General features: G+C 36.8%; 15 protein-coding genes. 7 read left to right on the top strand and 8 right to left on the bottom strand.

Going from position 1 to position 12875, the window contains the following annotated elements; translation table 11 throughout:
• The first annotated feature begins 45 nt into the window (after positions 1-45).
• Positions 46-543: a GNAT family N-acetyltransferase gene (locus tag CF599_RS05520; RefSeq protein WP_121965048.1), complete on the top strand. Its 498-nt coding sequence runs from the start codon at positions 46-48 to the stop codon at positions 541-543.
• A 263-nt stretch (positions 544-806) separates the two neighbouring features.
• Here the strand turns inward: CF599_RS05520 and CF599_RS19790 are convergent, their stop codons facing one another.
• Both CF599_RS19790 and CF599_RS05510 read right to left on the bottom strand, forming a co-directional pair.
• Positions 807-1799, bottom strand: coding sequence for a hypothetical protein (locus CF599_RS19790; protein ID WP_254050242.1), 993 nt, complete (start codon positions 1797-1799; stop codon positions 807-809).
• A gap of 91 nt (positions 1800-1890) precedes the next feature.
• A complete protein-coding gene (locus CF599_RS05510) occupies positions 1891-2265 on the bottom strand; it encodes a helix-turn-helix domain-containing protein (RefSeq protein WP_121965047.1) in 375 nt (124 codons plus the stop codon).
• Positions 2266-2396: 131 nt separating this feature from the next.
• Here CF599_RS05510 and CF599_RS05505 point away from each other — a divergent pair, with 131 nt between their 5' ends.
• A complete protein-coding gene (locus CF599_RS05505; protein WP_121965046.1) occupies positions 2397-2762 on the top strand; it encodes a DoxX family protein in 366 nt (121 codons plus the stop codon).
• A 375-nt stretch (positions 2763-3137) separates the two neighbouring features.
• Here the strand turns inward: CF599_RS05505 and CF599_RS05500 are convergent, their stop codons facing one another.
• On the bottom strand, positions 3138-3974 hold the full coding sequence (locus CF599_RS05500; protein WP_121965111.1) for a bifunctional transcriptional activator/DNA repair enzyme AdaA: 837 nt from the start codon (positions 3972-3974) through the stop codon (positions 3138-3140).
• Between the two features lie 287 nt (positions 3975-4261).
• On the opposite strand from CF599_RS05500, the gene CF599_RS05495 reads away from it, so the two are divergent.
• Genes CF599_RS05495 through CF599_RS05480 form a run of 4 tightly spaced genes read left to right on the top strand, consistent with a single transcriptional unit; the run spans position 4262 to position 8925 of the window.
• Positions 4262-4894: a TetR/AcrR family transcriptional regulator gene (locus CF599_RS05495; protein ID WP_121965045.1), complete on the top strand. Its 633-nt coding sequence runs from the start codon at positions 4262-4264 to the stop codon at positions 4892-4894.
• On the top strand, positions 4881-6197 hold the full coding sequence (locus CF599_RS05490) for a TolC family protein (protein WP_121965044.1): 1317 nt from the start codon (positions 4881-4883) through the stop codon (positions 6195-6197). The genes CF599_RS05495 and CF599_RS05490 overlap by 14 nt, the downstream gene beginning before the upstream one ends.
• A gap of 1 nt (position 6198) precedes the next feature.
• Entirely contained in the window at positions 6199-7347 is a 1149-nt protein-coding gene (locus CF599_RS05485; RefSeq protein WP_121965043.1) for an HlyD family secretion protein, read from the top strand.
• 3 nt (positions 7348-7350) lie between these two features.
• Positions 7351-8925 carry a DHA2 family efflux MFS transporter permease subunit gene (locus CF599_RS05480; RefSeq protein WP_121965042.1) on the top strand — a complete coding sequence of 525 codons (1575 nt, stop codon included), beginning with the start codon at positions 7351-7353 and terminating at the stop codon, positions 8923-8925.
• A gap of 75 nt (positions 8926-9000) precedes the next feature.
• On the opposite strand, the gene CF599_RS05475 is transcribed toward CF599_RS05480, so the two are convergent.
• The 5 genes from CF599_RS05475 to CF599_RS05455 form a co-directional block, all read right to left on the bottom strand.
• Entirely contained in the window at positions 9001-9957 is a 957-nt protein-coding gene (locus CF599_RS05475) for a helix-turn-helix domain-containing protein (protein ID WP_121965041.1), read from the bottom strand.
• Positions 9958-9967: 10 nt separating this feature from the next.
• The gene (locus CF599_RS05470) at positions 9968-10468 is read right to left on the bottom strand and encodes a DUF2938 domain-containing protein (RefSeq protein WP_121965040.1); all 501 of its coding nucleotides are present in this window, start codon (positions 10466-10468) and stop codon (positions 9968-9970) included.
• Between the two features lie 17 nt (positions 10469-10485).
• Positions 10486-10791, bottom strand: a complete 306-nt coding sequence (locus CF599_RS05465) for a co-chaperone YbbN (protein ID WP_121965039.1) — start codon at positions 10789-10791, stop codon at positions 10486-10488.
• A gap of 147 nt (positions 10792-10938) precedes the next feature.
• The gene (locus CF599_RS05460; protein WP_121965038.1) at positions 10939-11517 is read right to left on the bottom strand and encodes an NAD(P)H-dependent oxidoreductase; all 579 of its coding nucleotides are present in this window, start codon (positions 11515-11517) and stop codon (positions 10939-10941) included.
• Between the two features lie 67 nt (positions 11518-11584).
• Positions 11585-12151, bottom strand: a complete 567-nt coding sequence (locus CF599_RS05455) for a Crp/Fnr family transcriptional regulator (protein WP_121965037.1) — start codon at positions 12149-12151, stop codon at positions 11585-11587.
• A 114-nt stretch (positions 12152-12265) separates the two neighbouring features.
• On the opposite strand from CF599_RS05455, the gene CF599_RS05450 reads away from it, so the two are divergent.
• Positions 12266-12793: a thioredoxin family protein gene (locus CF599_RS05450; RefSeq protein WP_121965036.1), complete on the top strand. Its 528-nt coding sequence runs from the start codon at positions 12266-12268 to the stop codon at positions 12791-12793.
• The last annotated feature ends 82 nt before the right edge of the window (positions 12794-12875 follow it).

The following is a 12875-nucleotide window of genomic DNA, read 5'->3' as shown; positions in this document are numbered from 1 at the left end:
ATTTGCTAGACATTTGCCTCAATATTTTAAATAAACATTGTACTTATGACAACAACTAACACTGGGGTAACTAAACTACAAGTAACTCTTAAAAACACAACGGCAACTTTAGTAAAAGCAACTTTAGAACACTTAGAAGACGCAGCGATGTTATTCGATATGTATCGCGTATTCTACAGACAAGAATCTAACTATGAGAAAGGAAAACAATTCTTAAAAGACCGTTTATCAAATGATCAGTCACATATCTTCTTAGCGTATGTAGATGGACAGGCAGTAGGATTCGTACAGTTATACGAACTGTTTCACTATATCAAACTAGAGAAACAATGGCTGTTAAGTGATCTATTCGTACACCCAGAGTACAGAGGTATAGGGCTATCAGTGGCGATTATCGACAGAGCGAAGCAGTGGTGTGACGAGACGAATGCGTGTGGACTGATGTTAGAAACAGAGAAGACGAACGACATCGGTAATACACTATACCCTAGATGCGGATTCGTATATGACGGTGGACATAACTACTACTACTGGTGGAAGTAAGCTTAACTGAACAGTTTAAACTAAAAAAGGTATTCTCACGAATACCTTTTTAACCCGGAATACGCGATAGACCTATTAACGAGAATGAATTATACAAAACAGCTCTGAATTTATGAAAGGGCTGAGTGTAAAATAGTCCTGTGGACTATTTTAAACGAAGAGCCAGCTGTAGCTCGGCAAATAGTATGGTTTTAGAAGAAATGAAAGAGATGTAAAGTAGCATTTATTCGTAGTATAGGGCGAATGCGGATTCTGGGTTTAATTTATTTTATATAGCCATTACTCTTAAATATCTCAATCGCTTTTTGGTAAAAGTCCTCTTGATTATCCCCTTTAGTAGGCAGTAAGAATCTTCTTACTTTTCGCTTGCCAATACTATCCTTAAATCGAATATCAAACCCTATAGTATTGATATTCGTACGTTTGACAAATTCTACTTCTATGACGTCTTTCTTCTCTATTACACTAGCCTTAGATAGGTCACTATTCGTATATATACTATAGATAAGATACCCCATAATAGCCAGTGGAATAAGAGCGTAATACCAACTCACATAGACATAGGTAAGTACTGATAATGCTATCATAATCACAACAATAAACTTCATCCACTTCAGGAATCCGTCCTCTTGTCCTAACACAATTGCTTTTTTATACGTGATATTACCATCGTGTGTAAACACTAATCGCTCACTAGGTTCTAAGATAAGGTGACAATATTCGCTTCTGCCTTTTATGACTGCCTGACGTACTGTAGACTTATCAACTTCTGTAATACTTAGCTTATATCTATAACAATTAGCACTTTCTTCTAATTGTTCGAAGTCTTCCTGCATAATATCGGTCAGCGTATCCCAAATCAATTCAGACACTTCTTTACCTTCTTTTTCTATCGCTAGAGGAGTACCCTCACTAACTATCTCTTCGTCATTAGTAGTGATCAACACACGCTTATGACCTGCCCCATCGCTATACATAATTCTAGACATCTTCATCGTATCTGATAACACAAAGGTCATCACCTTAGCATCCTTAATCAGATACATCTCCTCACATAGATTCTCTTCTATAAATACTACTGTTCCCTGATCTGTAAAGCATACATCACAGTATCCGTGCTCGGTATTACCCGAAGTCGCTTCTTCGAATGAAATCTCTTTCACCAATTCTAATTCTAAACCGATCTGTTTTTTAAATAGATCAAGAGAATTCTTATATGTTTTACCAATGACAATGCCTGATAAACTGTAACCCATAGTTTACTTTATTAGCTGTTCAATATACATACTAAATTTACACTGTTTTTAGATACAAAATACGGATACCTATAAGAAAATGATAAAATAATTACTCTTGTGTATTATCACTATTAAAAACTGTTTTTCGATAATGCTGTCCCCACGCCATAATCTCATTGATAACGGGTTCTAAGGTCTTGCCATATTCCGTTAATTCATACTCCACTGTGATGGGTTTCGTATTTACCACAGTACGGCTAATTAGGTGATTTGCCTCTAAGTCCTGAAGTTCTTTAGACAGCATCTTAGTACCTATTCCCTCTACTTCACGCATCAGATCCATATATCGCATCTTCCCTCCATATAAGAGCGTTCCGATGATATACACCTTCCATTTTCCAGAGAGTAAACTCATTGTATCCTTTATTGCGACTATCCTCGTTTGGCATTGGGAAGACTTATTTAGCGGAGTTTTATCCTTCATCTCTATTTCTTTTTAGGTACCATAAAAGTAATTCTTTCAACAGTAGTATCCTACAGGAAAGTAGTTCCCTTTTAGGAAGTAATAGGTAAGCACGAAATCATAAGTTTGACCTTTGCTAAAAATATTATACAATGAAAACAACAAAAATTACCTTTTGGGTATCCACTTCTTTATTTTCTCTTTTTATGTTATTTAGCGCTTATAACTATATCGCATCACCAGAGATGAAAGAAGCGTTCGTATACCTAGGTTTTCCTGATTACTTCAGAATAGAGTTAGCCATAGCCAAAGCTTTAGGTGCCATCGTTATCTTACTTCCATTCTTATCATCAAAGATAAGAGGATTTGCCTATGCAGGATTTACCATTAACCTTATATCTGCAGCAGTAGCGCACTTATCAATGGGAGAACCTATTAGCTCATTAGGTTTTATAGTAGTGGCAGCAGTATTATTAGGAGCTTCTTATTGGAGTTCATTAACCATTAATCAACAATAGGTGTCACTAATTTCATTGCATTAAGGCGAGACTAGATAAGTCTCGCCTTAATGTATTTATGGAGAGCATAATAAGTACAACTTTTGGTTAATCTATTTTAATCAGTTTGCCAATGATAAAATAATGATAGCAGTTTGATCGTATAGTGGTCGCATGAAAAAGAGCCAAAACTATGCGACCAGTATGTGACCACTATGCGACCACTCTAATAACACAATAACATCTGTTATAAAATCAACTTTATCCTACTATAACTGTACTATTATTCCTTATAATCCTGCTTTCACCCCTTATTCACTTGTCTCCGAATAAAAAAGAGCATCCACTATGGACACTCTTCTATATTATATTTTAATCGTTAAACTAGCGAATACTTTAGTCTTGAGCCTTAGTTAGTTCCCAACTCACGATAAGTCTCTTCTTCTCAGGTCCCCACATATATCCACCTAATAGTCCCGTCTGCTGTATCACTCTGTGACAGGGAATTAATACGGCAATTGGATTTTTACCTATGGCCGTACCCACTGCCCTACTAGCTCCAGGGTTTTCTAACTGCTCAGCTAATAATCCATAAGTACTCAGTCTTCCCTCAGGAATCTGTAACAACGCCTCCCAAACTTTTAATTGGAATGGTGTTCCCTTTAAGTGAAGTTTGACTTGGGGTAAATCACCTTGTCTGTTTAATATAGCGATAACTGCCTGATGCATCTCCTTCGGTTCTTCTATTAAAGTAGCATTCTTAAAGTCTTTACGTACTCGATCTAATCCATCATTCTCATCTACCACGAATGCGATATGACATATCCCCTTCGCAGTAGAGGCGACAACCATCTTACCAAACAAGGTATCCCAATAACTATAGCTAATCACTAAAGTAGCTCCCCCATTAACATACTCGTTCGGAGTCATCCCTTCTATAGATACAAACATATCGTGTAACCTGCTACTGCTACTCAGTCCCACCTCATCTGCTACGTCAAACAGGGTGTTTTCTAACTTCGCTTTGATAACATATTTAGCGTAATTCAGCGTGACATACCTCAAAAATTGCTTCGGGCTACTACCTACCCACTCTGTAAATAAACGTTGGAAATGAGAATCACTCAACCCTACAGCACTTGCTATCTCAGATAGACTAGGCTGTCGATAGTGATTAGCCACGATATAGGCTATCGCTTCTCTTGCTGTTTCATATTGTTTATTTACTTCCATATCATTCATTAGGTTATACAAGTATACAAAGAAATATAATCTCATCAATTCCTACAATCCATTTCTTGCTGCTGTTTTAAAACTATTGTGAAAAATAATTTCAAACCGAACAAGATATACCCTACACTTCTAATTTACAGTAAATCAAAAAGTTAACAATTACATTAAACACAATGATATGCTTAAATAAATACATTAAAACCATTTTAACTAAAAATAATTGAATAAAATGTAAAAACCAATTAAACGTTTGTTTAAATTTGCCCTCTCAAATAAAAAGACGCATAATGGCATTAAGTGATAAACAGAAGGAAATACTAGTAGTAGCAGAAGAACTATTCTCTCAGAAAGGGATAGATGGAACTAGCATACGAGATATTTCTAAAGCAGCAGGTATTAATGTCGCGATGGTTAATTATTATTTTGGATCTAAGAGTGCGATGGTTGCCGCTTTGTTTGAAGTGAGGCTTACTCGTACGAGAGAAAAGTTAACTGATCTGACTAAAGATACACAGTTAAACCCTATGGATAAACTGCTAGCTTTCGTAGAGCACATGATGAATGTGCAGCTACAGAATGCTGACTTCCATATTATTCTAATGGGCCAACTATCAAAAAAAGAGCGTGTCCCTGAGATCTGTGATGCTATGACTACCTTACAACTAGAGATATTAGAGATCATCAATGGGTTTATTCAAGAAGGGCATAGCACAGGATTATTTAAAGCTACACCTGATCCGATCACCTTTGTCATTTTTGCTTTAGGCATTATTAGCTACCTAATACACCACGAGCGCACATTAACGCAATATTGGAATATCGATAATCACGAAGAATATAGTTTGCATGTCAAACAACATATATATCCTTATTTAATACAATCCTTTCAATCAATTTTAATCTACAATGAACAGAAGTAATTACCTCTTACTTACTACGTTCTTTGCTTTTAGTTTATGGGCTCAGGAGCCTGATAAAAAAATACTTACTCTAGACCAAGCTATAGGTCTTAGTTTGCAAAACAGCAAAGAAATCAAAAAAGCGTCTGCTGTAAAAGAAGCCTCTCGATTACAGGTCAACAGTGCAAAAAACCTGTACTACCCCAATGTGGAACTATCAGGTACTTACCTTCACTTATTTAGCGGAGCCAATGTCGATGTCAAAGTGCCAATCCCCGCATCAGATCCATCACACTCTCCTGCAGCGATAAGTCCTGAGTATATGGCAATGACACAAGCAACTGCAACTATGCCTTTATTCAGTGGTTTCAAAATTAGAAACGCTGTAAAGCAAAGTCAACAAGCTTATGAAATGACACAACTAGGGTCAGAAGCAACAACAGAGAACACCGTATGGGAAACAATCAACCTGTACTTTGCTCTTTATAAAACACAACGTTCTATTGAAATCTTAAAAGAAAACCACAAACGCGCTGTACAACGTACTAAGGATATGCAAAACTTCTTAGACAATGGTCTTATTGCGCGAAATGATTTTTTAAGAGTACAACTACAAGAAGCTAATGTGCAATTATCACTTCAAGAAACACAGACGGCTTTCAAAAATATCAATATGCGTTTAAACTCTTTATTAGAGTTACCATTAAAAGAAACAATAGTTATCCAACCAATCAAAACGATTAATGTATTACCCGATACAGAAAGTGGTATAACTGATCGAAAAGATGTTCAATACGCAAGTAAAAGTGTAGAATTAGCACAACGAAATATTCAACTTAATCGTGCTAACTATTACCCTTCTATTGCCTTAACAGGTGGATATATGGCGTTTCGCTTAGATAAAGTTATGGAAATGACGAATGCTACGATGATCGGATTAGGTGTGAAATACGACTTAACTTCTATCTTCAAAAATAGAACGGAAGTAAACATTGCCAAAGCTAAAAAACAAGAAGCTGAATATCAATTGCAGATCACTGAGGACCACGCTAATGTAGAACTACAAGAGGCGTATAATAATTATGACCTTACTGTACAGAAAAATAGTGTACTAAGTACTGCGCTTACACAAGCTAATGAGAACTACCGTATCGTAAAAGATAAGTATGACAATGGCTTAGCAGATACAGATCAGTTATTAGAAGCTGATGTACAACAACTACAAGCGCAAATAAATAGTGTGGTAGGTGAGGCTGATCAAACACTCTCATTATACCAATACGCATATAAAACAGGGAACCTAACAGAATACATCGAGAAATAATATGGATACTACGACTAATAACGAATATAAAAAACCGCTTAACAAGAAGTTTATTGCTGCTCTAGCAGTTATCGTACTTGTAGGGGGGGGATATGGTGTAAATAAATACATTCACTCTAGATCTCACGAGACAACTGATGATGCTCAGGTAGAAACTAAGATCACTCCTATTATCTCTAAAATACCTGGATATATTAAAAATATCTATGTTCAAGACAACCAAGCTGTCAAAAAAGGAGATACACTTATCACTTTAGATAACACAGAATATGTCATCAAAGTAGAGCAAGCAAAAGCGAATTATCAAGCGGCTCTAAGTCAGGTGAAAGTAGCTGAAGCAGGACAGAACACAAGTGAGTCTACTGTACTCTCTTCTCAAGCGGGTGCTACCTCAGCATTAGCAAATGTATCTACTGCTAGAGCAAATATAGATGCTGCCAAAACACAACTGTGGAGAGCGAAGAATGACTATGAGCGTTATAATAAACTATATGCTAGTCAATCTATCACGAAACAACAATATGAGCAAGCGCTAGCGGCTAAAGAAATAGCTGAGAAGCAAGTAATCGTATTACAAGAGCAATTAAAAGCAATAGAGAAACAAGCTAATGCTGTCGCTCAACAAGTAAATATTAGCAAGTCACAAGCTGTAGCTACTACCTCTCAAATAGACGCTGCGAAAGCAATGGTAGATCAAGCGAAAGCAAATCTAGACAATGCTGAACTTTACCTTTCTTATACTGTGATTACAGCTAAAGAAGATGGACAAGTATCTAAAATAAACTTGCAAAATGGGCAACTTATACAGCCTGGTCAAGGTCTGTTTAATACTGTACAAAAAGGAAATATTTGGGTAGTCGCTAACTTTAAAGAAACACAGATGCAGTATATGCGCGAAGGACAATCTGTAATGATTAAGGTAGACGCATTCCCTAAACACGAGTTCGAAGGAACAATCAACTCTATGTCTCCTGCTACAGGTGCTAAGTTCGCGTTACTACCTCCTGATAATGCATCAGGTAACTTCGTAAAAACAGTTCAACGTGTACCTGTAAAGATACTATTCACTAATCCTAAGGATGAAATGCTAGTACATGTTAAGGCAGGGATGAACGTAGATATCGATGTAAACATTAAAAGCGGGCGATAAACCATGAATGAAGAAAGCTTAGTAGAGCATGGTTATCGTCGAATAATCATTACAGTTACAGCTATTCTTTGTGCGTTACTTGAGATTGTAGATACTACTATTGTCAATGTGGCCATGAATGATATGAAAGGTAGTATCGGTGTTTCACTAACTGATATTGCGTGGGTAGTAACAGCCTATGCTATAGCCAATGTAATCGTAGTGCCGATGACTAGCTGGCTCTCACAACAATTTGGAAGACGTAATTACTTTGCAGCTTCCATCATCATCTTTACCGTAGCTTCGTTCTTATGTGGATACTCTACTACCCTGTGGGAGATTATACTTTTTCGTTTTATACAAGGTCTAGGAGGAGGAGCTTTATTAGTAACTTCTCAGACTATTATTACGGAGAGTTATCCCGTAGAGAAAAGAGGTGTTGCACAGGCAATTTACGGTATGGGGGTAATCGTAGGGCCTACATTAGGTCCGCCATTAGGTGGATATATTATAGACAATTATTCTTGGCCATTTATCTTTTACATCAATGTCCCTTTGGGAATTATCGCAACTACATTAGCGATATTATATGTTAGAAGTCCTAAATACGCTGAGAAGAGCAAACTAAATGAGATAGACTTCTTAGGAATTATATTATTAGCCATAGCAGTAGGTTCTCTACAGTATGTATTAGAACACGGGCAACAAGATGACTGGTTTGAGAACACAACTATCCTGACCTTATCTATATCGTCAGTATTGGGGTTCTTCTTCTTTGTTTGGAGAGAGCTCACCTGTGCTAAACCGATTGTGAACTTACGTGTACTTAAGGATTCTAATTTAGCCATAGGTACTGTGCTGTCCTTTATCTTAGGATTTGGACTATATGGTTCTACTTTTATTATTCCGATCTATACACAGTCTATTTTAGGATGGACAGCTACAGATGCAGGGATGCTATTAGTACCTAGTTCATTAATGACCGCATTTATGATGCCGTTTATCGCTAGGATGTTACAAAAAGGAGTACCACCTAAATACTTAGTATCAGCGGGATTCTTAGTGTTCTTTTTATACAGTTTCTGGGCGCGTAATGTACTTACACCTGATACAGGAGCAGAGCATTTCTTCTGGCCACTAGTAGTCCGAGGAGTGGGATTAGGTCTGTTATTTGTACCTATTACGACACTGTCGTTATCTAACTTGAGAAATAGAGAGATCGGTGAAGGAGCAGCCTTTACAGGTATGATGCGTCAGTTAGGAGGATCATTTGGTATCGCCTTAATCACGACGTTTATCTCTAGATGGACAGTTAACCACAGACTTGGGTTAGTAAGTCATCTAGACACGGCTTCATATGAAGTGCAGACTCGTGTAGCTACCTTACAACAGAGCTTTATGGCAAAGGGATTTACTACAGATGAAGCATTACAAAAAGCATATACACTGCTTGACTTAGGAGTGACGAAGCAGGCGGCTGTACTAACCTATATGGACGTATTTATGTTCTTAGGAGTGCTATTTCTTATTTGTATTCCGTTTATTCTATTATTGATTAAAAAAGGAGCTGGTAAGATTATTGCTGGTGCAGGACACTAATAAATACAATATATTACATACAAAAAAACAGAGACCAAGTGGTCTCTGTTTTTATTTTATAAAGAGTCACAAACATTAATGTTGCTTATGTTGTTTTCTATACTGCATAGGAGTCAGCCCTGTCTTCTTCTTAAAGAATCGTCCGAAGTATGACTCTTCCGCAAAGTTCAAGTCTAAAGCGATTTGAGATACCGTAGCATTAGTCTGTATCAATCTACTCTTAGATTCTTCTATCAAGTATTTATGGATAAAATAACTAGCAGGTTGACTAGATACTTCTTTTACTAGATCATTAAGATAATGAGGGTGTACATTGAGCAGTTCCGCATACTGAGACACTTGCTTTAACTCTATCGCACGTTGAGTCACTAAGAGTTGATATTTCGCTACTAACTGTTCTTGTCTAGATAATACAAAGGGAGTTGCTGTAGCTTGTTTGTTGTAAATACGCTCCGCTTCAATAAGGATGATGTTCAAGAACATTCTCACTAATAAATCATCATTGAAGGTTTCCTTTTGGCACTGCTCTTGGTTTAGCTTCCAAAATAGGTGACTCATCATCTCTACCTCTCTTTCTCCAAGCGCTATATAAGGTGCCTTATCCATCTGAAAGAATTGAATGCTATTTAGCTTTATCTGATGCTTAATACACAATAAGAAGTAATCTGAATCAAATAGACACATAATCCCCTCTAGATCTTCTGTCCACGCTTTAATTTGATGCAACTGATTATCTGATACGAAGTACATCATCTGCTCTCCGAACTTGTACTCTTTATGCCCTATAGTCTCTGTCACTGAGCCTTTAGTCACAAGTACCATACTGTAAAAACGCTTGCGTGTACGGCTTCCTAAAAACAAGTCACCTCTCTGCTTTAAATCCGCTAAAGAGAAGACTTCCATATACCCTGCCCCATCCTTATAACGGAGTGTACTGCATTCTTCACAACTACTGTCGTCAGATACTAAGAAGTGATTCTTAAAATCCTGTATCGTCTCTAAATCCTTAATCTCTTTGTTCTCTTGACTCATCTGCTATCTTCTATCCTATTATCACTGATATGACTACTCCTGCTACATATAGTCCGATACCATATATAGTATGTGTCATAAGACTTTTTATTCTTACTGTACTCGGTTTGGGTGTCTTAGATCCTGCTATCCCAAAGCCAAAAGCAGGTTGCATCATAAAGTAAGGAAACACTGTAGTCCCTACTCCTATGATTAAGGCAGGCAATAAAGTAGGCGCAGAAAGCCACTCTATCCCCCAAATTAACAATAATACAAAAGCAAAACTTGCACCAATCGTATAATGCGCTAACCAACCTAATGCTCGCTCATTCTTCACAGGGGTAGCTTGCATAATATTTGGGTGACTAAACACTCCTTTAGGAAATGAACCTATCCATCTACCTAACAAGGCATAGTCTAAAGAAGGGATATTAAATAGCTTCTTAATCACTACTGCATACACATCCATAAATATAGTCGCTCCAATACCTAGTAATAAAGCATACTCCACTAATAATACAACGTTATTCATTATTCTAATTATTTAAACTATTCCTTATCTACATTCCACACGTGCTTCATTATCTCTTCAGGAGAAACCACACCTGTTTGACGCCAATAAATATCTCCCTGCTTATTTAATAAAATCATCGTAGGTACAGAACGAACAAAGAACTCTTCTTTTAGCTCTTTAGCTTGATCTATATCTGCTCTTATCAAATCTACTTCAGCTTCTATATCCGCCTCTATATGGTCTATTATTCCTGATAATGTCTTACACGGTGAGCACCAATCCGCATAAAACTGTACTAACACAGGGCGCTTTAAATTGTCAAAGTCTATAAACTCTTCCATTGTTCTTGTCTTTTTTTAAAATTGAATAATAACGTTGTAGTACATAAAAAAACGCTATTATTTTGACAATACAAAACTAATAGCGTTCAAATTATTTCTTCTTACTCTTATGGGAGATAAAATAGGACAAAGTACAGATTATGATAACTAACTTAATTGAGCACCTAAATGCTCTGCTTTAGTTATCCATTTGGCTCTTTGTACATCTGTAGAGTTTCTGATAATCCCCATATACGTGACTTTGACAGGAGATACCCCACAGAACTGTAGTGTTGATTTCTTTAGTTGATTCACACTAGGTCTTCCATACATCAGGCGATAATACCATCCTGGCTGATCTAAAGTAGTGATAATATGTGCGGTCTTTCCTTTCAGCAGTTTGTCCCATAACATACTATTTTCTCTGTACTGATACATAATACTGGGTAAGAAAGTTCTATCTATAAATCCTTTAAGTAACGCAGGTACACCGCCCCACCACACGGGATGCACCCATACGAGATGATCTGCCCATTTGATATCTTCTATCGCTTTTAATAGATCCGGTTCTAGCTCTATGCGCTTCTGATAGCCATATTGTAAGTTTGCGTTAAAGCTCATCTTCGCTAATGTGATTTCTCTCACCTCAGCCCCATTAGACTGAGCTCCCTTTTTATATGCCTCTACGATGCCGAAGCACAGTGATTCTTGATTAGGATGTCCATTGATTATGGTTATTTTCTTCATTGTCTTACACTATTTTATTTGCAGACAAAACTACTCTACCACCTCCCCTCAAATACTGGACAAATGTCTAAAAAGTAATCTCCTTCCTAATACGGCTAAGGTGACGCTGTGTGATCCCTAGATAAGAAGCTAGATACTGTAAAGGGATGTACTGAATAAAAGTAGGATGATTAAGTAGCAGATTTCTATAACGCTCCTGAGCTGTAGTACGCTGAAACTGTATAACACGCTGTTCTAACTCTAGATACTGCTGCTCTGCTATTATTTTTAAAAAGGTGTTCCACTGTGGAAGTGTATTCGCTAAAGCATCTAGATCTTTCTTCTTGATAGTCCATACGACAGTAGGAACTATCGCCTGAATACTCTCAATACTTTTGCCACCTGTTATAAATGCAGAATATGCTCCTATCAAATCGTCTGGAAAGCGAAAACAATAGGTTAGCTCCTCTCCTGATTCACTAGTATAAAAGGATCTAAAAACTCCTGACTCTATAAATGCTATCTCTTCACAATTCTCTCCTTCTCTTACCAAATAATCTGTTTTACCTATAGTACGCTTTTCAAATAAAGCAACTATAGAAGAGATCTCTAGTTCAGAGAATAAATCGAAACGTTTAAAAAACACATTTAGCATAAGGCATACCATCTTTATGGTAAATGTAGTTCTATATATACAATATCTTATTATTTTTTATTACATTTCGCCATTATTTGACTACAAAACAACAAATAGATAAACTTGAATTTTATGAAGAAACTAATTCTATCAGCCTTATTATTTACAGCAACACTAACTTTCGCTTTACCTAAAACAGGTAACAAAGTAGAAAAAACAGCTGTAAAAGAAGCCGTTCAACAAGAGAAAGAAGCACTACCTAAGCCATACGATGAGCTAGAAGATGCTGATGCTAAACTGACTAAACTTATCGCTCAAGCCAAAAAAGAAGGTAAGAACGTATTCGTACAAGCTGGAGGAAACTGGTGTATCTGGTGTCTTCGTTTTAACGACTTCGTACAGAAAGATAAAGACATCAAAACGATAGTAGATAAGAACTTCGTATACTATCACTTAAACTATACAGCTAAAAATAAGAATGCTAAGGCTTTTGAAAAATATGCTCCTGAAGGACAGAAGTTAGGATACCCTTTCTTTATCGTAATCAACGGACAAGGAAAAACAACTAACGTTATCGCTTCTGGTGATCTAGAATCAGGTAAAAGCTATGATGTAGCTAAGGTGAAAAAACTATTCTTAGACAACGTCGCTAAGAAATAACGTATATTATATATCAATAAATAAGGCTGTCAATCGACAGCCTTTATTGTTTTACCTTAAATCTGCAGATAACATTTAAAAG

Source organism: Myroides sp. N17-2 (assembly GCF_002286775.1).
Taxonomy (GTDB): domain Bacteria; phylum Bacteroidota; class Bacteroidia; order Flavobacteriales; family Flavobacteriaceae; genus Flavobacterium.
This window is presented reverse-complemented; position numbering and strand designations above follow the sequence as displayed.

Bases quoted from the DNA above. Each gene is read 5' to 3' on its own strand.
- CF599_RS05450 (WP_121965036.1), top strand. From the start codon at position 12,266: ATGAAGAAACTAATTCTATCAGCCTTATTATTTACAGCAACACTAACT.
- CF599_RS05475 (WP_121965041.1), bottom strand. From the start codon at position 9,957: ATGAGTCAAGAGAACAAAGAGATTAAGGATTTAGAGACGATACAGGAT.
- CF599_RS05520 (WP_121965048.1), top strand. From the start codon at position 46: ATGACAACAACTAACACTGGGGTAACTAAACTACAAGTAACTCTTAAA.
- CF599_RS05490 (WP_121965044.1), top strand. From the start codon at position 4,881: ATGAACAGAAGTAATTACCTCTTACTTACTACGTTCTTTGCTTTTAGT.
- CF599_RS05500 (WP_121965111.1), bottom strand. From the start codon at position 3,974: ATGGAAGTAAATAAACAATATGAAACAGCAAGAGAAGCGATAGCCTAT.
- CF599_RS05470 (WP_121965040.1), bottom strand. From the start codon at position 10,468: ATGAATAACGTTGTATTATTAGTGGAGTATGCTTTATTACTAGGTATT.
- CF599_RS05510 (WP_121965047.1), bottom strand. From the start codon at position 2,265: ATGAAGGATAAAACTCCGCTAAATAAGTCTTCCCAATGCCAAACGAGG.
- CF599_RS19790 (WP_254050242.1), bottom strand. From the start codon at position 1,799: ATGGGTTACAGTTTATCAGGCATTGTCATTGGTAAAACATATAAGAAT.
- CF599_RS05485 (WP_121965043.1), top strand. From the start codon at position 6,199: ATGGATACTACGACTAATAACGAATATAAAAAACCGCTTAACAAGAAG.
- CF599_RS05465 (WP_121965039.1), bottom strand. From the start codon at position 10,791: ATGGAAGAGTTTATAGACTTTGACAATTTAAAGCGCCCTGTGTTAGTA.
- CF599_RS05460 (WP_121965038.1), bottom strand. From the start codon at position 11,517: ATGAAGAAAATAACCATAATCAATGGACATCCTAATCAAGAATCACTG.
- CF599_RS05495 (WP_121965045.1), top strand. From the start codon at position 4,262: ATGGCATTAAGTGATAAACAGAAGGAAATACTAGTAGTAGCAGAAGAA.
- CF599_RS05455 (WP_121965037.1), bottom strand. From the start codon at position 12,151: ATGCTAAATGTGTTTTTTAAACGTTTCGATTTATTCTCTGAACTAGAG.
- CF599_RS05505 (WP_121965046.1), top strand. From the start codon at position 2,397: ATGAAAACAACAAAAATTACCTTTTGGGTATCCACTTCTTTATTTTCT.
- CF599_RS05480 (WP_121965042.1), top strand. From the start codon at position 7,351: ATGAATGAAGAAAGCTTAGTAGAGCATGGTTATCGTCGAATAATCATT.